This is a genomic window from Desulfovibrio sp. (assembly GCF_041907885.1).
In the GTDB taxonomy this organism is placed as follows: domain Bacteria; phylum Desulfobacterota; class Desulfovibrionia; order Desulfovibrionales; family Desulfovibrionaceae; genus Desulfovibrio.
On sequence record NZ_JAYRGM010000002.1, the window covers coordinates 110,272 to 129,928 of the forward strand.

At 60.4% G+C, this 19,657-nt stretch carries 21 protein-coding genes; all 21 read right to left on the reverse strand.

Annotated features, from left to right (window positions below; all coding sequences use genetic code 11):
* Positions 1-74: 74 nt before the first annotated feature.
* Entirely contained in the window at positions 75-890 is an 816-nt protein-coding gene (locus ACE3NW_RS01975) for a phosphatidate cytidylyltransferase (protein WP_374279828.1), read from the reverse strand.
* On the reverse strand, positions 880-1,602 hold the full coding sequence (locus ACE3NW_RS01980; protein WP_374279830.1) for an isoprenyl transferase: 723 nt from the start codon (positions 1,600-1,602) through the stop codon (positions 880-882). The genes ACE3NW_RS01975 and ACE3NW_RS01980 overlap by 11 nt, the downstream gene beginning before the upstream one ends.
* A gap of 130 nt (positions 1,603-1,732) precedes the next feature.
* Positions 1,733-2,293 carry a ribosome recycling factor gene (gene frr, locus ACE3NW_RS01985; protein WP_374279832.1) on the reverse strand — a complete coding sequence of 187 codons (561 nt, stop codon included), beginning with the start codon at positions 2,291-2,293 and terminating at the stop codon, positions 1,733-1,735.
* Positions 2,294-2,313: 20 nt separating this feature from the next.
* Positions 2,314-3,027: a UMP kinase gene (pyrH, locus tag ACE3NW_RS01990; protein WP_374279834.1), complete on the reverse strand. Its 714-nt coding sequence runs from the start codon at positions 3,025-3,027 to the stop codon at positions 2,314-2,316.
* A gap of 197 nt (positions 3,028-3,224) precedes the next feature.
* The gene (locus tag ACE3NW_RS01995) at positions 3,225-3,524 is read right to left on the reverse strand and encodes a DUF4911 domain-containing protein (RefSeq protein WP_374279836.1); all 300 of its coding nucleotides are present in this window, start codon (positions 3,522-3,524) and stop codon (positions 3,225-3,227) included.
* Positions 3,524-3,874 carry an AzlD domain-containing protein gene (locus ACE3NW_RS02000; protein WP_374279838.1) on the reverse strand — a complete coding sequence of 117 codons (351 nt, stop codon included), beginning with the start codon at positions 3,872-3,874 and terminating at the stop codon, positions 3,524-3,526. The genes ACE3NW_RS01995 and ACE3NW_RS02000 overlap by 1 nt, the downstream gene beginning before the upstream one ends.
* Entirely contained in the window at positions 3,871-4,644 is a 774-nt protein-coding gene (locus tag ACE3NW_RS02005; RefSeq protein ID WP_374279840.1) for an AzlC family ABC transporter permease, read from the reverse strand. Before ACE3NW_RS02005 ends, ACE3NW_RS02000 begins: the two co-directional genes overlap by 4 nt.
* A gap of 191 nt (positions 4,645-4,835) precedes the next feature.
* Entirely contained in the window at positions 4,836-5,375 is a 540-nt protein-coding gene (locus tag ACE3NW_RS02010; RefSeq protein ID WP_374279842.1) for an HPP family protein, read from the reverse strand.
* Between the two features lie 70 nt (positions 5,376-5,445).
* Positions 5,446-6,840: a 4Fe-4S binding protein gene (locus tag ACE3NW_RS02015; protein ID WP_374279844.1), complete on the reverse strand. Its 1,395-nt coding sequence runs from the start codon at positions 6,838-6,840 to the stop codon at positions 5,446-5,448.
* Positions 6,841-6,907: 67 nt separating this feature from the next.
* Positions 6,908-7,360: a pyridoxamine 5'-phosphate oxidase family protein gene (locus tag ACE3NW_RS02020; protein WP_374279846.1), complete on the reverse strand. Its 453-nt coding sequence runs from the start codon at positions 7,358-7,360 to the stop codon at positions 6,908-6,910.
* 29 nt (positions 7,361-7,389) lie between these two features.
* Positions 7,390-7,974: a flavodoxin family protein gene (locus ACE3NW_RS02025; protein WP_374279848.1), complete on the reverse strand. Its 585-nt coding sequence runs from the start codon at positions 7,972-7,974 to the stop codon at positions 7,390-7,392.
* Between the two features lie 7 nt (positions 7,975-7,981).
* On the reverse strand, positions 7,982-8,668 hold the full coding sequence (locus ACE3NW_RS02030; RefSeq protein ID WP_374279850.1) for a Crp/Fnr family transcriptional regulator: 687 nt from the start codon (positions 8,666-8,668) through the stop codon (positions 7,982-7,984).
* Between the two features lie 450 nt (positions 8,669-9,118).
* Positions 9,119-10,120: a 4Fe-4S dicluster domain-containing protein gene (locus ACE3NW_RS02035; protein ID WP_374279852.1), complete on the reverse strand. Its 1,002-nt coding sequence runs from the start codon at positions 10,118-10,120 to the stop codon at positions 9,119-9,121.
* Positions 10,113-10,496: a hydrogenase maturation nickel metallochaperone HypA gene (locus tag ACE3NW_RS02040; protein WP_374279854.1), complete on the reverse strand. Its 384-nt coding sequence runs from the start codon at positions 10,494-10,496 to the stop codon at positions 10,113-10,115. Before ACE3NW_RS02040 ends, ACE3NW_RS02035 begins: the two co-directional genes overlap by 8 nt.
* A gap of 24 nt (positions 10,497-10,520) precedes the next feature.
* Positions 10,521-11,603: a nickel-dependent hydrogenase large subunit gene (locus tag ACE3NW_RS02045; protein WP_374279856.1), complete on the reverse strand. Its 1,083-nt coding sequence runs from the start codon at positions 11,601-11,603 to the stop codon at positions 10,521-10,523.
* Positions 11,600-12,136: an NADH-quinone oxidoreductase subunit C gene (locus ACE3NW_RS02050; protein WP_374279858.1), complete on the reverse strand. Its 537-nt coding sequence runs from the start codon at positions 12,134-12,136 to the stop codon at positions 11,600-11,602. Before ACE3NW_RS02050 ends, ACE3NW_RS02045 begins: the two co-directional genes overlap by 4 nt.
* A gap of 23 nt (positions 12,137-12,159) precedes the next feature.
* On the reverse strand, positions 12,160-12,738 hold the full coding sequence (locus ACE3NW_RS02055; protein ID WP_374279860.1) for a 4Fe-4S dicluster domain-containing protein: 579 nt from the start codon (positions 12,736-12,738) through the stop codon (positions 12,160-12,162).
* 1 nt (position 12,739) lies between these two features.
* The gene (locus ACE3NW_RS02060) at positions 12,740-13,174 is read right to left on the reverse strand and encodes an NADH-quinone oxidoreductase subunit B family protein (protein WP_291332749.1); all 435 of its coding nucleotides are present in this window, start codon (positions 13,172-13,174) and stop codon (positions 12,740-12,742) included.
* Positions 13,175-13,199: 25 nt separating this feature from the next.
* Positions 13,200-14,171 (reverse strand): respiratory chain complex I subunit 1 family protein, encoded by a 972-nt coding sequence (locus tag ACE3NW_RS02065; protein ID WP_374279862.1) that lies wholly within the window; start codon positions 14,169-14,171, stop codon positions 13,200-13,202.
* Complete coding sequence (locus ACE3NW_RS02070) at positions 14,171-17,887, reverse strand: complex I subunit 5 family protein (RefSeq protein ID WP_374279864.1); 3,717 nt, start codon at positions 17,885-17,887, stop codon at positions 14,171-14,173. Before ACE3NW_RS02070 ends, ACE3NW_RS02065 begins: the two co-directional genes overlap by 1 nt.
* Positions 17,888-18,659: 772 nt before the next feature.
* On the reverse strand, positions 18,660-19,655 hold the full coding sequence (locus ACE3NW_RS02075) for an NAD(P)H-dependent glycerol-3-phosphate dehydrogenase (protein ID WP_374279866.1): 996 nt from the start codon (positions 19,653-19,655) through the stop codon (positions 18,660-18,662).
* Positions 19,656-19,657 lie beyond the last annotated feature (2 nt).

Sequence of the window (19,657 nt, forward strand, 5' to 3'; positions counted from 1 at the left end):
CGGCGCACCGGGAAACGTTGGGGTTTCCGGCTGCGCCGCCCGCTGTCAAAAACTGCGGCCAGGGGCCAGATGGCCTAAAAGAAAAAGAACCACTGGTCCACAACGGCCACCATGGGCATGGCAAACAGCAGGCTGTCTGCCCTGTCGAGGATGCCACCGTGGCCGGGCAGAATGTTGCCGGAATCCTTGATGTTGACCGAGCGCTTGAGGGCAGATTCAAAAAGGTCGCCCAGCTGCGCAAAGGCGTTGATGGCTATGCCCAGCAGCGCAAACGAAAACCAGCCGGTCTTGCCGTAGATGGAGCCGTAGATGGCGCAAAAAATCACGCAACCCACAAGGCTGCCCACAGCACCCTCGGAGCTCTTTTTGGGGCTGACGCGGGGCCACAGCTTGTGGTGGCCAAAGCGCGTGCCCACAAAATAGGCCGAGGTGTCTGAAATGGCCACGGCAGCGATGACAAAGATGAGCTTGGTGGTGGAAAGATAGGTGGCAGGGAGCAGCAGCAGGGGCACGTAGGCCAGCCCTGCCATAAAGATGCCGCTGGAGGCAAAGGCATTGTCCTCTTCCAGCACGTCCCACCTGAACAGAAAACTCATGGACGCCAGCACAAAGCCCGCACCAAGAAAGACCAGGGCATCCTGGGGCCGATGCATCCAGGTGAGGCAGATCATGCCCCAGCCAAGCACGATGGCGCAAATGCGGCTGGGTACGCGGCTGGAACCCCAGAACAGCGAGTAAAATTCCCACAGGCCAAGGGCGCAGACCAGCAGAATGACAAACAGAAGGGGCAGGCCCCTGAGCCAGAGCGCCAGCAACAATACCGCAGCAAGGGCAAGCCCGGTGAAAATGCGGCGGATGTCGATGGACTGCGTTGAGGGATCAATGGGCATCAATTTGCTCCTGTGTTTTGCCGAAGCGGCGCGAACGGGCGGCATAGGCATCCAGGGCCATGCGCAGTTGCGCGGCGTCGAAGTCTGGCCAGGGCACGGGCGTGAAATACAGCTCGCTGTAGGCGCACTGGTAGAGCAGGTAGTTGCTCAGTCGCTGCTCGCCGCTGGTGCGGATAAGCAGATCGGGATCTGGCTGCCCTGCGGTGTACAGATGGTCGGCCAGTGTTTGCTCGGTTACGTCTTCGGGCCGCAGGCCCTGGCGCAGCATGTTTTGCACTGCGCGAACAATTTCGCCCCTGCCGCCGTAATTGAGCGCAAGATTGAGCACCATGTCAGTGCCGTTCTCGGTGCGCCTGATCGCGTGGCGCAGGGCCGTGCGTTGGGCAAGGGGCATGGAATCAAGGTCGCCCAGCACCCGCATGGAGATTCCCTGATCCACCATGCGCGGAACCTCGCGGCTTAAAAATTCCATCAACAGGCTGAACAGGGCGCTGATCTCGGTCTTGGGGCGGTTCCAGTTTTCGCTGGAAAAGGTGTAGAGCGTGAGGTGGCGTATGCCCAGTGACCGGCATTCGGTTACGATGGAGCGCACTGTTTCCGCGCCTGCGCGGTGGCCAGCCTCGCGGGGCAGGCCGCGTGCCTGGGCCCATCTGCCGTTGCCGTCCATGATGATGGCGAGGTGGGTGGGCAATTTGTCTGGATGGTCCGTCATGCAAAAGCCTGTGGTGATAAGTCCTGCGGGCCAGCGGCCCTGCTGTGCATGGCGTGGCCTGTTGCAGCAAGGCCGCGCCCCGCAGTTGCCTGCGGGGCGCGCGCATCCCCGGCGGATAACCCGCCACGGGCTAGATTTCCATAATTTCCTTTTCTTTGGCCACGCACTTTTTGTCGGCTTCGGCCACAAACTTGTCCGTCAGCTTTTGCACGTCTTCAGAAGCTTTCTTCTGTTCGTCCTCGCTGATGGCCTTGTCTTTTTCGAGCTTTTTAAGGCTGTCGTTGGCGTCACGGCGCACGTTGCGCACAGCCACCTTGGCATCTTCGGTGTATTTGCGGGCCACCTTGACCAGATCCTTGCGGCGGTCTTCGGTAAGCGGCGGAATCATGATGCGGATAACCTTGCCGTCGTTGACAGGCGTAAGGCCCAGGTCAGACTTGAGAATGGCCTTTTCAATTATCGAAATGCCACCCTTGTCCCAGGGCTGGATGCTGACCGTGCGGCTGTCGGGCACGGACACGGAAGCCATCTGGCTGATGGGCGTGGGCGTGCCGTAATAGTCGGCCTTGATGCCGTCCACCAGGGCGGTGGAGGCCCGGCCCGTGCGCAGTTTGGAAAAGTCGCGTTCCTGTGCGGCAACGGCTTTTTCCATGCGTTCTTCGGCGTCCAGAAGGATGCTGTCTATATCCATCAGTATTCTCCTTGAGGGCTCTAGTTCTGAACGATGGTTCCCACGGCCTCGCCGCTAACGGCGCGGCAGATGTCGCCGCCAAACATGCGGCACACGATGATGGGCACGTTGTTGTCGCGCACAAGGGCAAAGGCCGTGGCGTCCATAACGCCCAGATGACGGGCCAGTGTTTCATCATAGGTGACGCTGTCGTACTTGACGGCATCGGGGTATTTGGCGGGGTCTTTATCGTAGATGCCGTCCACCTTGGTGGCCTTGATGATGGCATCGCACTTCAGTTCCATGCCGCGCAGGGCCGCCGTGGTGTCAGTGGTAAAGTAGGGGTTGCCCGTACCGGCGGCGCAAATGACCACACGGCCTTTTTCCATATGGCGCAGGGCGCGGCGGCGGATAAAGGGCTCGCACACTTCCTGCATGGTAATGGCCGAAAGCACCCGCGTGGGGTAGCCCAGCTTTTCCAGCATGTCCTGCACTGCAAGGGCGTTGAGCACGGTGGCCAGCATGCCCATGTAGTCGGCAGACGAGCGCTCCATGCCCTTGGCCGAGCCGGAAAGCCCGCGAAAAATATTGCCCCCGCCAATCACAAGGGCCATTTCGACGCCCATTTCGAGCACAGTGCCGATTTCGCGGCAGATGGTGTCTACGGTTGCAGGGTCGATACCGGTCTTGTTTTCACCGGCCAGGGCCTCGCCGCTCAGTTTGAGCAGCACGCGCTTGTATTTCAGTGTGGGCATGGGTCCGCCTTGGTAAAGGCTTGAGGTGTTGCGGGCTTGCGCCAGACGCAGGAAAAGGGCTGGACTTTTGGCCCCGCCCCAAAACTGGCAAATTGTAACAGAAATTAGGCGCAGCTCAAAGTGTTTTTGCGCAAGGGTCCCCGGCGGGGATAGTTTGATATGTGTATCTCGCTATAAATACAGAAGTTGTCTGCGTTTCAGGGCCATTCATGCACGCTAAAGCACAGGCTTTGGGCCATCTGCTGCAAGGCCTGGCGCGTCTCGCGTTCGCGGTGGGGCGAAAAAATCACCCGCAACAGGGCTGTCTTGTTTTCAAGCACGGTAAAGTAGGCCACATGGTCGTAGGCTTCGAGCAAAAAGCGGAACAGCCCCGTGTGCTCTGGCGCAATGCGCACCAGCAGGCTGCCGCTGCGCGTGGGCGGCGGCAGGGCCGGGGCCGGTTTGCGTCGTTCGCGCAGTGAGGGCGGGCAGTCGCCGCGCGTTTTGGCGGCTGGCATCAGTACCATCCTGCAAAGCGGGCCAGAATCACCAGCGCAAGGCCAAAGGCGATGGTGAGAAAATAGTTCTTTGTCCACCAGGCAACCAGCAGGGCGGGCAGGGACACCATCAGAAAAAGGTTGGACGGCCCCGCATTGAAATGGCCTTCATAAATGAAAACATCGGGCCCCACCAGCGCCGCCATGACAGCAACCGGCACAAACGAGAGCCAGTGCCGCAGCAGCGGGGGCAGGCTGTCGCCCTTCAAAAAGGTGACGGGCAGAATCTTGGGCAGCAGGGTAACCACAACACTGCCAAGCAGGCAGAGCAGCAGTGCGCCGTTGGTGCTGAACCATCCGGTGGTGCTCATGATTCTGCCTCCTCGGTGCATTTGCAGGCAGGGGTACGCGTTTCGCCTGCAAAGTCGCAGGGCGCGCCTTCTTGCTGCGCCTTGCGCAGCAAAAGCCATGTGCCAAGGCTGGCTCCCAGCACCGTTGCCACGGCAATGTTCCACTGGGTCATGCCCGCGACCTTGAGGCTTATGGAGAGCACCGTGGTGAACAGTGCCACCAGCACGTGCAGGCGGCTGACACACTGCGGCACCAGCAGTGCCAGAAACATGGCCGTAAGGGCGTAATCAAGGCCAAGGGGCTTCACATCGCTGACCAGCTCGCCGCAAAACGCGCCAATGGCCGCGCCACCAACCCAGCCAAGCTGCGCCGTGTGGTTGCAGACAAAGAGTGTGGTGAGGCTGCGCTGCCAGCCGCTCTGAAAAGCTGTAATGTGTACGGCAAATGTTTCGTCCGTAAGGCCCAGGCCCAGCAAAAAGCGGTGTGCGCGTGGCAAGCCCGCTAGCCAGGGTGATTCTGCGGCAGATTGCAGCAGATAACGCAGATTTACAATAAATACGGCCGCCATGATGGAAAGTGCGCTTGCGCCCGCGCCCCACATGCCGGCAAAGACAAACTGCCCGGAGCCGGAAAACATGAGCACAGACATGGCAACTGCCAGTGACGGGGGGATATTGTTTTTGACCGCAAGAACCCCAAACGCGAAGCCCACGGGCAGATAGCCCAGTACAATGGGCAGCGCGCGTCTGAGGCCCTCCGCCAGGGGGGAAGCGGAAGAAATGCCAGACATGTCATAACCTCGATAAAAGTAAGGCAATGACGCTACGCCCTTTGCTCCCGGCTGGCAAGCCGTCAGCCGGAAGCAGGCGTGTTCGGCGGTGCGGCAGTTCTACAGTGCGTCAGTCTGGGGGTGCAGCCTTCCGGCAGCCCGGCCAGAAAGAAAAGCACTGCCGCGCGGTAAACTGCCGCATCAATCGGCAGCTACCACCAAAACAGCGGATACCTTTTGCGGGCTGCGAGGTTGTTTGCCACACAGGCCAGGGCCAGCATGCAGACGGCGCCTGCCGCGCAGGGCAAAACCACATACCAGTAGCCGAGCTTGTGGATGCCGGGCCCGCCGATAACGGCAATCAGGGCCGTTGCGCCGCCCGGAGGGTGCAGGGTTTGTGTCGCATGCATGAGGGCAATGGCGGTGGAAACAGCAAGGCCGGATGCCAGAACAGGATTGTCGCCGAGCAGCAGCTGGCAGGTTACGCCCACCAGAGCAGAAAGCACATGCCCGCCCACAAGGTTGCGGGGCTGGGCCAGCGGGCTGTGGGGCGCGCCAAAGGCCAGCACCGCAGAGGCCCCGAACGAGCCGATGAGCAGGGGCAGATTCCATTCCTGCGCGCTCAGGCGTTCCAGCATGGCAAGGCAGATGATGGAAAGGCAGCTGCCCGCCCATGCCCAGAAAATTTCATTCCAGTCGGCCCTGGGCGGGGCCATGGTTCCCGCACGCAGGCGGCGCAGAACACGCATCATTGGCATCCTCGAAGTGGTGTTGCAGTTTGCTGTAAAGTTGGTTTTGACACTTTATGAAGCCACGGCGTGCCTAAATGCGGGCCATGGCCAGAAAGGCCGCGTGCAGGGCGGCCAATATGGCAACAAAGGCGGGGCCTGCCCATTTCTGAGAACCCGGCAGGCCGTAAAACGTTACGGAAAGCGCCTTCTGCGGGCAGACGGCCACGCAGTCACGGCACAGATTGCAGTCTGCATTGGGGGTGCTGGTGGTTGCGGGATCGCCCATGGCATCCTGACGGCACACGCGCACACAGGCCATGCAGCGGCGGCAGGAACCCGTGCGCCGCACACGCCAGGGGGCAAGGCGTCCCAGCCATTTCGCCAGCAGCCCCAGCGGGCAGAGCCCCCGGCAGTAGGCCGCATAGCCCGCCTTGCGGCTGACCAGCATCGAGGCGGGCAGGGCCAGCAGGCCAAGCAGCAGCCCACAGGCCAGAGCCGTCTCTGTTGGTGCGCCGCCAAGGCGCAACACCAGGGGAATGCCCAGGGTCAGGGCCAGCATGGCCAGGCGCAAATACGGCAGCCATGCGGGCGCGCGGCGGGCAACAGCCAGGGGGGTGAACTGGCTTGTTTCGCCTGGGCCCGGTTTGGCGCTCGTGCCCAGACGGGTAATCCCGCGCTGGCTGCCTGCGCAGGCCTTGGCCGCCGTGGCGTCCCACACGCCAAAATAGCACAAATGGCTGCACCACGCCGCGCCCGCCAGCAGGGTTGCAAAGCTGAACAGTGCCAGCATGAACCAGCCGCCGCCCCGGTAGATGGGTGCTGCGGCAATGAGGCCGGGAACCGGCAGATGCAGCTGCCCGCTGAGCAGAAAACGGCTTTCGAGCAGCAGTCCAAGAATCAGCTGGGCAAAGAATACTATGGAAAACAGCCGCCACAGCCGCATTCTGGCCTGGGGAGATTTTTTGCTGCTCAGCCAGCCTGCGGCAAAGGCGGCCCACACCCCGGCCAGGGCCAGTTGCAGACTGCCCCACTGCGGGAAAAAACGTTCCAGCGCGATCAACTGCGGTTTCATGATCCATACGGGCAACAGCAGGGCCATGCACAAAAGCAGCGCTGCCAGCTGGGTGTGCGCAGTGGTTTCACCCTGATGGTAACGCTGTTGGGCTGCCTCGCGCAGCAGCGGCCATGTGGCCAGGGCTGTTAGCAGGGCCACGGTGAGCAGAATGGCCGCCAGCCTGTGCCATGGCTCGCCCATGAGCATGCGCATCTGCACAAACTGGCCTGCGCTCCATATCCAGCGGCCAGCCAGCAGGGGCAGCACCAGCAGGAGCAGCAGGCGCACCCAGGCGGCGCGGCTCCATGCCAGCAGGGCCAGCGCAATGCAGGCGGCGGCGAGGCCGGGCTGGCCGCTGCGCCAAAAGTGCGCGCCTGCGGGCAGCAGCAAGATGCACGAAGGCAAGGGGATAAGGCGGGAAGCTCCGCTCATGTCAGACTTCCTTGAAATGCAGCCTGTTGTGGCGCAGTTGCGCCGCTGCAAGGAGAGGTGAGATCAGTTACTTGGGCAGCTTGCGCTTGCCCACCAGATCCACAATGTCAATGCGCACAACACCTGTGCGGGCAAGGGCCGCATCTGGCGTGGGTGTGGGGCAAAGTGCGGCGTAGCGCTTGGCCAGCGCGTCCAGGGCGCGTCCTTTTTCTGCCGCATCTTCCACAAGCAGGGCGCGGCCAGTGCCGCACACAGACTTGTAGTAGGTGGTGGATTTTTCCCTGTGGATGCGCACGTCGGCGGCAAGGGTAAAGGCCACGTTGGGGTTGGTGCGGATGCAGTCGAGCTTGTGGCCTTCAAGTGCGCAGTGGATGTAGATGCTGTTGCCCTGGCGCACGAAATTGAGAGGGATCACATAAGGGAAATCCCCGTCGTGCATGGCGAGGCACAGGTCTTCGGCTGTGGTAAAAACTTCGTCAAAGAACGCCGGGTCGAGGCATTCGCGGTCTTGCTTGCGCATGGGCGGCTCCTGGTGTGGTCTGCGGCTGGTTAGAGCGCGGAATTGTTGCCGATAAATGGCGGCGGGGGCAAGATGCCCGTGGCAAAGCAAGGGATTGATGCAGGGTGGAGCGCCGACGGAGCAAATTTTTGCAGGCTGCGTTGCCAGTGCAGGCGTGCCGCCGTGAGGTCTGCGGCATCTGGGTGGCGCTCGGCCTCAAGCAGCCGGGCGCGGCGTTCTGCGCTCATGGGATGGCCGCCCTTGCGTTGCGATGCGGCTATGACCTGCGGGTTTACCCTGCCCTGACACAAAAATCCATCCACAACCGTATTGCCCCCAGCCTGTAGCAGTTCGTGGGTTGCAACGAGGCAACGGCGGGCGTGTTCCGAATGCGGCCAAGCGCCCAGCGTGCCAAAAAAGAATACGTGCTTGTCGCGCACACGGGCCATATACCGCTGGGCACGAGCATCGGGCAAGCCCTTGCGCACCCAGAAACCCAGAGCCAGCAGATCAAAATCATCGGGATTGGGGGCATGGCGCACGGCAAAGCACGGAATGCCCGAAGTATCGGCCAGTGCCTCGGCAACCTTGCGGGTATTGCCGGTACACGATGAGTAAACAATACAAGCCTTCATGCTGATCCTATGCCTCGGCCCTTTCGCGCAGGGCATCGGCATCAAGCAGGGTAACGCGGCGGCGGTCGCGGTCAATAAGACCGGCTGATGCCAGGGCGCTGAGCTCGCGGCTCAGGCTCTCGCGGCTGATGCCCATCTGGCGGGCCAGTGTTTCCTGGGTGACGCCCATGCTCAGGGTGGCGCTTTTTTCCATCTTTGCCCGGTGCAGCAGCCATGCGGCAACCCGGCCAGATACGGAAATACGCCCCTGCGAACCGGCGATCTTGTTGATAAACAGGCGCTGCCGCAGGCTCATGGCATTGAGCAGGGCAAGGCCCAGCGCAGCCTCGGTGCGCAGTGATTCAAGCAGCGCCTTGCGCTCAATCCGCAGCACCGTGCCCGCCTGCACGCCAATGGCTGTTACGGGCAGGCCTTCTTCATAAAACAGCACTCCGGCATCCAGCAGCCTGCCGGGACGCACCAGATGCAACACACATTCCTTGCCCTGCGAGGAATGGCGGCACAGTTTGACCATGCCAGAAAGCAGCAGCATGGGGTCTGTGGCGGCCTCGCCTTCTCTGAAAAGTGTTGCCCCAAGGCTGAAGGGTTGCAGGCGGGCATGTTGGGCCAGTTTTTGGCGTTCAGCCTCGGACATGGCCGCAAAGGGGCCAGCTTGCAACGCAGCGTAGATGGTTTGCAGATCGCCGTTATCCATCGATGTACTCCATTCTGGCCGCCGCAGCGTTGCGGGGTGATTGGGATTTGCTGTGTGCGCCAGCGTATGCTGGCTGCTCCCTCATGGTCAGTCGGGGTTCTCCTGTTGGCGGGCGTGAACCCGGTGCGCATCAGCCTGCGTACAAGTGCTGTACACCAGAAATAGGCGTGCAATTCTGTGACGGCGGTCACATTATTGCGTATTGCGTAAAAAAGTTTTGCGGCGGCAAATGCCATGGAAATCATGATTGGGGAGTCAGCCGCAGTACGGCTGTTACCGTGGATATGACACAGCAACCCTGTGGGCTGTGTTCTGTCGGCCCTGGGATTGCTGAGCCGGTTGCACGTAATCTTTGTATATTTTTATGCCGTCGTGTCCAAAAGGCAAGGCCCCGGCATGCGCAAAAAAATTGCACATGCCGGGGCCTGAATGGCTTGCTGTCAGAAGCTGTTACTTCTTGCCACCCTTCTTGGTGGACTTTTTGCCGCCCTTGGCCGCCGCCTTGGGAGCAGCAGGCTTGGCAGCAGGAGCCGCAGGGGCAGGCTCGGCGGGGGCTTCTGCCACCGGAGCGGCAGCTTCAACTGGTGCAGCCACAGGCTCGGCAGGAGCAGCCTCTGCCACCGGGGCGGCAGGTGCTTCTTCCACAACCGGGGCGGCTTCAGCAACAGGCTCGGCCTTGGGGGCTTCTGCGGGGGCTTCTGCGGGGGCTTCAGCCACCGGGGCGGCAGGAGCTTCTGCGGGGGCTTCCACAACAGGAGCTTCCACCTTGGCTTCCGCCACAGGGGCAGCCGCTTCCACAGCGGCTTCGGCCTTGGGGGCTTCTGCTGCATTGGCGGCGGCCGTTACAGAGGCGCGGGGGCCGGGTTCTGCCACCGGGGTGGCGGGCTTTTCGGCAGCACCTTCAACAGCGGCTTTCTTTTCCGGCGCGGGGGCCTGCACCACAGAGCCGTCGGCCAGCACCAGCGAAAGGGCGTGGGCCGGGCAGGCTTCCATGCAGGCGGTAATGCGTTTGCCGTTCTCCATGCGCCAGGCGCGGCACATGTCGCAACGCACGGCAACTTCGCGGCGGGCGCGCTGGGCGAGAGTTTCGCCGTCGTCGCCGTCCACGGAGGGCATGCCGATTGTTTCAAGGGTGATTGTTCCGTAAGGGCATGCGGCGATGCACATCTTACAGGCTACGCAGTATTGCACGCGCATGATGATGCGACCGTCGGCATCCTGCTGAAGTGCGCCGGTGGGGCACACATTGGCGCAGGGCGCGTGGTCGCACTGGTGGCAGCGCACGGTGGTTTTAAAGCCTTCGGCCTTAACAACCTGTACGCGCGAAACCAGCTCGTCGCGGTGTTTCATGGCCTCTTTAAAGCTCATGCCGTGGTGGGCGGCAATGCAGGCCACTTCACAGCGGCGGCAGGCGCGGCATTTGTCGGGTACGACCTGGATATGTTCAGTCATGGTCCGTTTCCTCGGATGCAACGTGCAGGGCCATAAGGGTCATCCCATGGCCCCCGTTGAAGTGGATGTTCTCGCCGCCGCAACTGGGGCAGACGAAATGCCGTTGCGTCAGGCTGAATTCATGCCCGCACTGATGACAGTTGCAGGCCAGGGGCGCACTGGTCAAAGTGAGCTTTGCGCCCTCCGCCAAGGTTCCTTCCGCCAGCAGTTCAAAGCAGGCGGTGAGGGTTTGCGCTTCTACACAGGCAAGCAGGCCCAGTTCACACTGGAATTCTTCAATACGCACAACCGGCGAATCCGGATTGGCCGTATTGTGTTCTTTCACGGCCTTGATGGCCATGTCCAGCAATCCCTGGACCAGCGTTGCCTCGTGCATAGATAACCCTCAGAGCCTCTGTGCCTAGCGCTCGGTGCAGGAAACGCAGGGGTCGATGCTGTTGGTGATAAGTGCCACATCGGCCACTTTACAGTCACGCATCATGACACCCAGAGCCTTCCAGTTCATGTACGAAGGCACGCGCCACTTCAGACGCGAGGGCATATCCGTACCGTTGGTGCGGATGTAGTAAAACACTTCGCCGCGCGGTGCTTCGGTGCGGGCGCAGGCCTCTGCGGTACGGATCTGGCGCATGGGGGCCGTAACCTCGCCTTCGGGCATCCTTTCGATGCACTGGCGGATGAGGCTGAACGATTCAAAAATCTCGTGCAGCCGCACCATGGTGCGCGAATTGACGCAGCAGCCAGGTTCGGTGATGGACTTGAAATCAAGCTTGCCGTAGGCGGCGTAGGGCGAATCCTTGCGCACGTCTATGGCAACACCAGATCCGCGTGCCACGGGGCCCACCACGCCGAGGTGCAGGGCGTCTTCCTTGGGCAGCAGGCCAAGGCCCTTGGTGCGGCCCAGAACCATGCCGTTGGTGGCGTAAATCTCGCGGATTTCGTCCACATGGGGTTCAACCTTGGCAATCGTTTTGAGCATGTAGTCCAGCAGTTCGGGCGTAACATTGTATTTTACGCCGCCGATGCAGTTGGCCGCCAGGTTCATTCGGTTGCCGTACACGGTTTCCTTGAGGTCCTGCATCATTTCACGCACTTCCATCACGTGCATGAACAGCGACTTGAAGCCGATGATATGCGCCTGAATGGCCGTGTTGAAAAGGTGCGAGGCAATACGCTTGATTTCTTCGGCCACCACACGCAGATAGCAGGCGCGGTCGGGTATGGTGATGCCAAGCACGTTTTCCACCACCATGCTGTAGGTGAAGGAATGGCTGTTGGAGCACAGCGAGCACACGCGCTCGGTGAGAGTGACGTTCTTGATAAGGTTGCGCTGGGTTGCCATGGCTTCCATGCCACGGTGAACGTGCCCAGAGGTGAGCTCAACGTGGCGAACGGTTTCACCATCCACCGTAAGGTGGAAATATACCGGTTCCTCAAGGGCCACGTGTACAGGGCCCAGAGGCATGGTGAAGGTGTTGCTCATGAGTTGCGCTCCTTGTCATTGAGAATGCGTTCCCAGAGGTCGGTGGTGCAGGCCCCGTTCATCATGATGGACAGGGGCACGGCCTCGTTGAGAATGCCTGCGTCAAGCTCTTCATCCAGGAACAGGCGGGTGGGATTGGGGTGACCGGTAACCTGAATGCCGTAAAGTTCCATCATTTCGCGTTCGTGCCAGTCAGCATTGGCAAAAAGCGGGGTGATGGAGGGCACGGTGGGCCACTCGCCGTTAAGGGTGACAGTCATGTTGTAAACCACGCCGTCAAGCTCAAAATGGTAGCAAACTTCCTGCATGGGTTCGCTGAGCTGGCGGCGGTTGTAAGCCGTGGTCATGCACAGGCGGGCGTTGGCTTCACGCATGATGGCGGCGGCCTCCTGAAGCATGCGCGGCGTACCGAGCCTGAACCAGTGGAAGGCATTGCCAAAGCTGTCTGCGCTGTGGTGTACGGCGTCGTCTTCGGTACACAGGGCCGTAAGCCCCTCGATGACTTTGGCGTTGCCGTTGATTGTCTGTTGCATATGTTCTCCGCGGGTATGATCCGCTAATCCTTGGTGGGAGCGGCAGAAGTAACGCTGCTCTCAACTTCTGCACCAGAGGCGGCGGGCAGCGCACAAGCATTGCGCTTGCCGTCTTCAACCTGCCGACACTTGGGGCAGAGCCTGCGCGTCAGGTCTCTGTCGATTTCAGTATTGTAGGCATAGAGCTTGTCGGCCAGCTTTTTGGGCAGGGGCCGCATAAGCTCGCCGCAACCGTCGCAGGGCACGTAGTGTACGGTCTGCTGTTCGATGCGGTTGAACTTGTCTGCTTCAGTGTGCGCGGTGTGCCAGTCGGTAGTGATGCTCATGGCCCCGGTGGGGCAGTAATGGCGGCACGACGCACACAGGCAGCACGAGTTTTGCCAAATGGTGATGGTAAAACCCTTGCGGTCGGGCAGAGGCGAGATGTTGATGGCCCCGGCAGCGCACGAGTGACGGCAGATACCGCAGCCCATGCACAGTTCGGGATCAACAACAGCCTTGCCGCGAAGCCGGTCGGGGGTGAAGGTTTCACCCAGCGGGAATGGATCGGTGCTCGGCCCATCCAGCAAATTGCGGAACAGTACTTTCAGGAAGCCCGCCATATCACTCCTCCAAGCCCAGTTTTTTCATCCATATGGAGCGCGCCAGCACCACAGCCTCAAGAATGGCCTGGGGGCGGGGCGGGCAGCCGGGCACGTTGACATCTACGGGAATGTAGCGGTCGAGGGGGCCTTCGATGGAATAGCCCTCGCGGAACACACCGCCCGAGATGGGGCAGATGCCCACAGCCACGGTTACCTTGGGTTCGGGAATTTCATTCCACACCTTGAGCACACGGTCACGCACCCTGGTGGTCAGGGGGCCGGTGACAAGCACAATATCGGCATGGCGGGGGCTGCCGCAGTAGCGGCAACCCAGACGTTCCACGTCGTAGCGCGGAATGCAGGCGGTGGTTGCCAGTTCCACGTCACAGCCGTTGCACGATCCTGCGTTGATGCGGAAAAGCCACGGCGACCGCACGGAAAGTTTTTTAAGCATGTTATCCAGCGACACGTCGGCCTCCTTACATCACCCAGACCAGTATCAGGCTGCACAGCGCAAGCGCTGTGGGCACCGTTATGTAAAAGCGGAACGCCTGATCAATGCGGAAGCGCCCGGTGGCCGATTTGACCAGCGTAAGCGAAACCAGCATGAGCGCAAGGCACTTGAGCAGGAACCACACCAGATTCACCAGCCATATATCAGATATGGTGCCGGGGAAGAAAAGCGCAACCCCCAGGCCAAGAACAACAAAGGTCTTGAACGCTGAAGTAATCTGGAACATGGCCAGCAGGGGGCCGCCGTATTCCAGCAGGGGGCCTTCGATAAGTTCGGTTTCTGCCTCAGGAATATCAAAGGGCACAACGCCCATGGTTCCGGGTAAAAAGATCAAGTAGGCCAAAAAGGCGGGGATCATGACCGGGTTGAACCCGAACGAACCCACCTGCTGCTGCATGGCAACAATCTTGAGCAGCGAAAATTCCGCGCCCGTGGCGCCGCCGCTCAGCATCTTGCCGGTCAGCATGGCAACCGCAAGCAAGATCATGAGCAGAGGGGTTTCATAGGCCAGCATCAGCATCATTTCGCGCGAGAAGCCCACAGCGCCGTAGGGCGAACTGGAGGCCGAGCCACCCAGCATGATGGCCATGGCCGGGATGGGCAAGAGGTAGAAGATAACCAGCAGGTCGCCCATGTTGAACAGGCCGTTGAACACGCCGGGAATCGGTATAAAGGCCGCGCATACGGCCATACCCGTAAAACCGAATACCGGGGCCATCAAAAAGACCGAACGGACTGCGGTTTTGGGGATAAGGGTTTCCTTGGTCAGCAGCTTGGCAATATCAAGCCAGGGCTGGATCAACGGGGGGCCGACGCGGCGCTGTAGCCGCGCCTCGACCCGGCGGTCAAGTCCTTTGAAGAACATGGCCACCAACAGGGCAAATGCCCCGCCGGGGAAGATGCACATGTGCAGTATGGCAAGCAGGGTATCGCTCATCAGCGGTTCTCCTTGGCGGTCTTTTCGCCGCCCACAAGGCGGAGGATGTCCCCGTAAATGCTGGAGGGCTTCATGCGGCTGGTGGAGGTTTCAACCGGCAGACCGCAGGTGTGGACGTCGATTTCGCGCAGGCGGGTAAAGCGCAGCACAAACCAGCGTCCGCCAGCAAAGGCGAGAGCCATCATAACGAACATGCCAGTGGCGTTCCATGCGCCGGGGCCAGAGAGCACACCCGACAGGCCCACATTGAGCGGCATAAAGCCGTACTCAAGCAGTACGCTGTTGATGGGGCCGAGGGCCAGGCCGGGGAAAACGCCCGTAAGCACGCAACCGGCAGCCAGAATGCCCATGGGCACGCGCATGATCAGCGGGGCCTCGTGTACATCGTGCAGGTTGGGCGAGGGCTGGCCCAAAAAGGCCGCGTGCAGGAACTTGGCAATGTAGGCCATGGTCAGCACGCTGCCGATCAGGGAAAGCAGGGCAAGGAAGGGCTGGCCCGCTTCCATGAGGGCATGGTAGATCAGCCATTTGGACGAGAAGCCGCTGGTAGGCGGCACGCCCACCACCGAAAGCCCGGCTATGGCGAACATGGCAAGGGTAAAGGGCATCTGGCGGCCAATACCGCCGAGGTCGTCAAGCGTTTCCCGGTGGGTGGCAAACATGACAGCGCCGCACACAAGGAAGAGCAGATCTTTAAAGAACACGTGGTTGACAACGTGCAGCATGCTGCCCGCGTAACCCAGTGCGCCGCCTGCGGCAACCGCCAGTACCATGTAACCCAGCTGGCTCACCGTAGAGTAGATGAACACAAGCTTGATAACGTTGGTACGCAGGGCCTGCAAGGCAGCCATGATGATGGTGATGCCGCCAACCCACATGGCAACGGTGGTGATGATGTTCTGCTCCATGCCGCCCAGCACGCCAGCCAGCATAAAGCCGCCGCCCATGAGCATGAACAGCTTGATGAGGCCGAGAATGGCGCTCTTAAGCAGCACGGACGAGATGTAGCCGGAAACAGGCGTGGGAGCCAGTGCCGGGTGCATCTGCCAGTCAATGCGGAAGGGCAGCTGGGCTGCCTTCATCAGGAAGCCAGCGGCCAGCAGGGCCATGCCGAGCCATGCGGCCCCGTGGGGCATGTAGGGAGCAGCACCCGTGAGCAGGGTGGCGTTGAAGGGCGTAAAGGGCCCAACAAGGCACATGCCCAAGAAGATGAAGCCCGCGCCAAACACGTTGAAGATAAAGTATTTGAAGGCCTCGCGCAGCGAGTCCTTGTCTCCCTCGTGGGCAATGGCCAGGTACAGGGTCCACGAGCTCATGATTTCCCAGAACAGGAAGAAGCTCAGCATGTACTGGCTTGCCGCCATACCGACCAGACCGCCGCACATGGCGGTAAAGGCGCAGTAGAAGCGCCACTGGCGGTGGCTGTGCTCCATGTAGCCAAGGGCATAGGCCATGTTGACCGCACCCAGTACAGGAACCAGCAGGGCAAAGCAGAACGAAAGCGTATCAAGCCCACGGCCAAACATGACCACCAGCAGCGCGGTGAACAGCAGCACACCCACGCTGGCCCAGCCGGCCTTTTTGCGGTCGCGGTAGAACATGGCCGGGATCAGTGCGCCAAACACCGGCACAACCACAAAGATGGGCCACGAAACATTCATGGCAACCAGCACGTCGGGGTCGTTGAGGTTGGGCGTGAAGCACATGGAGGCCACAGGAACCACAAGGTTCATGGCAAGTTGCGGGGCAAGGCCCATGATGACGCAAATTGCGGCCAGAACTGCTAGGCCAATCTGCATGCTGCGCGGCACATCGGTGACGGTGGGCAGATCGGCGGGGCGTTCTTCGAACACCAGGGTTTTAAGAATGCGCGTATAGTAGATCAGGCCCACCAGCGAGCCGCCCAGAATCAGGGCTGCCAGCCAGATGTGCCCGGCGGCGGTGGCCGCCTGGATCATCATGAACTTGCTGTAAAAAGCGCCAAAGGGCGGCAAGCCCATGATGCTCACAAGGCCGATGCCCATGCAGGCAACGGTAACGGGCATCTGGCGGCCAAGGCCGCGCAGATCGGCAAGCTTGCGGCTGCCAGCGCGCATGATGAGAGCGCCCGCGCCAAGGAAGAGCAGGTCTTTCATGATGGCGTGGTTGAGCATGTGCCACAAAGCGCCCGTGGTCGAGAGCCATGTGCCAATGCCGAGCACAAGGGCGATTTCGCCAATCTGCCCAAGGGTCGAGTAGGCCAGCATGCGTTTGATGTCATCCTGGCGCAGGGCCATGACTTCACCATACACAAGGGTGGCAGCGCCCATGGCAACCAAACCCGTACCCAGCCACGAAAGGCCGAACAGGCCGGGCATGCCCACAATCATGGGCCGCATGAGCAGCACCACAACTATGCCAAACACGCCCATCTTGGTGATGATACCCGAAAGGGGACCAGACACGGAAGAAGGTGCGGCCGGGTGAGCATCGGGCAGCCACGAGTGTACGGGTACAAGGCCCATCTTGACGGCAAAACCGGCAAGGCAAAGTACAAATGCACCCTGAAGCAGGCCGGAAGAAAGCGTGGGATCGGCCAGCAGCAGCAGGCCGGGCACCATGAACAGAGCACCACCCGCGCACATTACATAATATTTGAGACCGGCATTGTAGGCGCTGCGGTTGTTCTCATGCACCACCAGGAAGTAGGAGGCGAAGGTCATGAGTTCCCAGTAGCCGTACATGCTCGCCGTGTCGACAGACGAAACAATGCCCGCCAGCGAGGCGAAGGTCAGCAGCAGGAAGAACCAGTAGCGGCCATGGCGTTCGTGGATGTAGCTCAGCGAGTATACGCTGACCACCAGGGCCACAACGCTGACCATGATCAGAAAGAGCTTGGCGGTGGGGGTTGCCTCGGCTGCCAGGGTAGATACCAGGGCCAGCGCGGCAAAGGCCACACCCACAAGGGGAGCGCGGTCAAACTTTACCAAAAAGGCAATGCCCGTGGCAAAGGCGCCAAGGTAGTAACACCAGTACGCCGGGTGGGCTACCGCATGCGGCAGATCCACATTGTAGGCAGATGCCAGCATGCCGGTGAGCGGTGTGCGGAACACGCCCAGCAGGGCTACAACCGCAGCAAGACCCAGCATCAAAAAGACGTTGCCCGCAGGGGCCGCCCAAGAGGAGCTGGAGGCTTCGTCAGCAGATGTGTCGAGCACGGCTATGCGCACGGCTTCCACATGCAGCCAGATAAGCACTGTGGTGGCCAGGGCCATACACAGCAGGGCCGCCATGGCACCGGGCATGCTGCCCAGTACGCCCGCGCTGATGAACATGCGAGCTTCAGGCACAAGGAACGGCGAGCCGCCCACTGCGGCCAGCATGCCAAGCCCGAAACAGGCGGCGGTCCAGGGTTGGCGCTTAGCAGTAGCGCAAAGATCCTGCAACTGAACCGGCGTACCAAGCGCCGGGGGCGTAAGCCGCGCCAGGGCAGTCCAGGCCAACAGCCGTGAGGCTGCCTGGAACAGTACAAAGAGCCACAGGCCCGTACTGTTGATGCCACCACTGGCCCCCAAACCCAGGCAGAAAATGCCTGCGTCGTGCAGCGAGCCCCATAGGATCAGGCTGCGGGGATTGTTGCGCTGTCGCACGGACTGGGCCGCGCCGTACAGCATAAGGGCCATGCCCACGAGAAGCGGCACAAGAAAGCCGCCAGCCGAAAACAGTGATTCCGTCATAGTTTGCCCCGTGGTTTGCGGGTCTCTCGGATGAACCCGGCGATCAGCCCGGTCAAGTCCGGGCCGCACTCCCTAAATGGTGTGATGGTATCACCACCATACCATGTCGTGAAAAAATGTTTTTAAAGAGTGTTTTTGCCTTAGCCCACTTTGCAAAGCGTTGCAAGCAACAACTCTTTTAAGAAGATCAGGTAGATTGCAAAATTTGGTATCAAAATGGGTAAAAAATGAATAGGTAAAACAAAGAGCACATGATTTGCGCGATTTTGGGAGGCTGTGAAATCGGTATGTTAGTTTGTATTTAACTGTTTGCACAAACAAATTGTGCAAAAAATCGCTAATGCATTGTGCAATATTGTGAAAATCAATGACAACGACACGTTAAAATGTGATTTTTTGAACTATCGATATATCTGTCAGATCGTGCAAAGTATGATGTAACAACAATTTAAAAAACGTGCGAAACTGACGCTGATTTTTCAGGAAAAGTCATTGCGTGCTGCGCGGTTTTTTGTGATTTATTTTACCAGTGTGGCAACAGTTTTTGAGTGGCGAGCGCAAAAAAAATCGGCGAAAAAAAAGTGAGAATTTTTTTTTGGAGCAAGGCAAAACTGCCTCGCAGGGGGCAGTGAGATGCCCCCCGAATAGCCGATATTTGATCCAGACCGTAGGGGTCGTTGTACGGCTGCAACAACGGTGTGTCGTTTGCCGCTACAAACGTTATGGAGTCAGTTGTACTGGGTGTTGTATCGCTGCTGAAGGGCCGAAGGGGCTATTCGTCGCGCAGGCGGCGCGCCATAAGATTGTGCAGCACCTCGTGCGGATCGCAACCGCCGTAAAGTATGCTGTGCACAGCGTCGGTAAGAGGGGCATCAACGTGCAGCTGCCGGGCAAGGTCATGGATGGCTGCGGTGGTTTTAACACCTTCGGCAACCATGCCCAGGCTGGCGGTGATCTGGTCCAGTCTTTCGCCCCGGCCCAGCCGCAGGCCCACCTGCCGGTTGCGGGAAAGGTCGCCGGTGCAGGTCAGCGTGAGGTCGCCCAGACCAGAAAGCCCCATAAAGGTATGCGGCTGGGCTCCGCGTGCCACGCCCAGGCGGCTCATTTCTGCAAGACCACGGGTTATGAGGGCCGCGCGGCTGTTGTGCCCAAGCCCCAGTCCGTCACACACCCCGGCAGCAATGGCCATGACATTTTTAAGCGCGCCACCCATTTCCACGCCCATCACGTCGGTGCTGGAATAACAGCGAAAGCTGGCACTAGAAAATATCTGGCCCAGGGTGCGCCCAAGGGCTTCATCTGCCGAGGCCAGCACCACAGCCGTGGGCAGCCCCCGCAGCACGTCAGCTGCAAAGGAAGGCCCGGAGAGCACCGCGTACCTGGGTTGCAGATGGGCCAGGGTCTGCTGGACAATTTCGGCGCAGGTCAACAGATTGGTGGTTTCAATGCCCTTGGCGGCATTGACCAGCACGGTATTGGTGCAGAAATGGCTTGAATTGGCGGTCAGCCAGCCGCGCAGCTGCTGGCAGGGCACTGCCAGCACAACAATTTCGCGGCCCAGCACCGTGGGGGCAGTGGTGGCTTGCAGGCTGTCGTGCAGCGCAAAACCCGGCAGGTAGCGCGGGTTTTCGTGGTGGGCATTTACCGCTTGGGCCACGACATCGTCGCGCAGCCACTGGCATGTATCATGGCCGTTGGCGGCCAGCAGATGCGCCAGGGCTGTGCCCCAGCTGCCGCCGCCCGCAACGCAGATGGTGGGATTGGGCATGG

Bases quoted from the DNA above. Each gene is read 5' to 3' on its own strand.
- ACE3NW_RS02010 (WP_374279842.1), bottom strand. From the start codon at position 5,375: ATGATGCGTGTTCTGCGCCGCCTGCGTGCGGGAACCATGGCCCCGCCC.
- ACE3NW_RS02000 (WP_374279838.1), bottom strand. From the start codon at position 3,874: ATGAGCACCACCGGATGGTTCAGCACCAACGGCGCACTGCTGCTCTGC.
- pyrH (WP_374279834.1), bottom strand. From the start codon at position 3,027: ATGCCCACACTGAAATACAAGCGCGTGCTGCTCAAACTGAGCGGCGAG.
- ACE3NW_RS02075 (WP_374279866.1), bottom strand. From the start codon at position 19,655: ATGCCCAATCCCACCATCTGCGTTGCGGGCGGCGGCAGCTGGGGCACA.
- ACE3NW_RS02070 (WP_374279864.1), bottom strand. From the start codon at position 17,887: ATGACGGAATCACTGTTTTCGGCTGGCGGCTTTCTTGTGCCGCTTCTC.
- frr (WP_374279832.1), bottom strand. From the start codon at position 2,293: ATGGATATAGACAGCATCCTTCTGGACGCCGAAGAACGCATGGAAAAA.
- ACE3NW_RS02030 (WP_374279850.1), bottom strand. From the start codon at position 8,668: ATGGATAACGGCGATCTGCAAACCATCTACGCTGCGTTGCAAGCTGGC.
- ACE3NW_RS02055 (WP_374279860.1), bottom strand. From the start codon at position 12,738: ATGGCGGGCTTCCTGAAAGTACTGTTCCGCAATTTGCTGGATGGGCCG.
- ACE3NW_RS02060 (WP_291332749.1), bottom strand. From the start codon at position 13,174: ATGCTTAAAAAACTTTCCGTGCGGTCGCCGTGGCTTTTCCGCATCAAC.
- ACE3NW_RS02050 (WP_374279858.1), bottom strand. From the start codon at position 12,136: ATGCAACAGACAATCAACGGCAACGCCAAAGTCATCGAGGGGCTTACG.
- ACE3NW_RS02005 (WP_374279840.1), bottom strand. From the start codon at position 4,644: ATGTCTGGCATTTCTTCCGCTTCCCCCCTGGCGGAGGGCCTCAGACGC.
- ACE3NW_RS02045 (WP_374279856.1), bottom strand. From the start codon at position 11,603: ATGAGCAACACCTTCACCATGCCTCTGGGCCCTGTACACGTGGCCCTT.
- ACE3NW_RS02065 (WP_374279862.1), bottom strand. From the start codon at position 14,171: ATGAGCGATACCCTGCTTGCCATACTGCACATGTGCATCTTCCCCGGC.
- ACE3NW_RS01975 (WP_374279828.1), bottom strand. From the start codon at position 890: ATGCCCATTGATCCCTCAACGCAGTCCATCGACATCCGCCGCATTTTC.
- ACE3NW_RS02020 (WP_374279846.1), bottom strand. From the start codon at position 7,360: ATGCGCAAGCAAGACCGCGAATGCCTCGACCCGGCGTTCTTTGACGAA.
- ACE3NW_RS02025 (WP_374279848.1), bottom strand. From the start codon at position 7,974: ATGAAGGCTTGTATTGTTTACTCATCGTGTACCGGCAATACCCGCAAG.
- ACE3NW_RS01995 (WP_374279836.1), bottom strand. From the start codon at position 3,524: ATGCCAGCCGCCAAAACGCGCGGCGACTGCCCGCCCTCACTGCGCGAA.
- ACE3NW_RS02035 (WP_374279852.1), bottom strand. From the start codon at position 10,120: ATGACTGAACATATCCAGGTCGTACCCGACAAATGCCGCGCCTGCCGC.
- ACE3NW_RS02040 (WP_374279854.1), bottom strand. From the start codon at position 10,496: ATGCACGAGGCAACGCTGGTCCAGGGATTGCTGGACATGGCCATCAAG.
- ACE3NW_RS01980 (WP_374279830.1), bottom strand. From the start codon at position 1,602: ATGACGGACCATCCAGACAAATTGCCCACCCACCTCGCCATCATCATG.
- ACE3NW_RS02015 (WP_374279844.1), bottom strand. From the start codon at position 6,840: ATGAGCGGAGCTTCCCGCCTTATCCCCTTGCCTTCGTGCATCTTGCTG.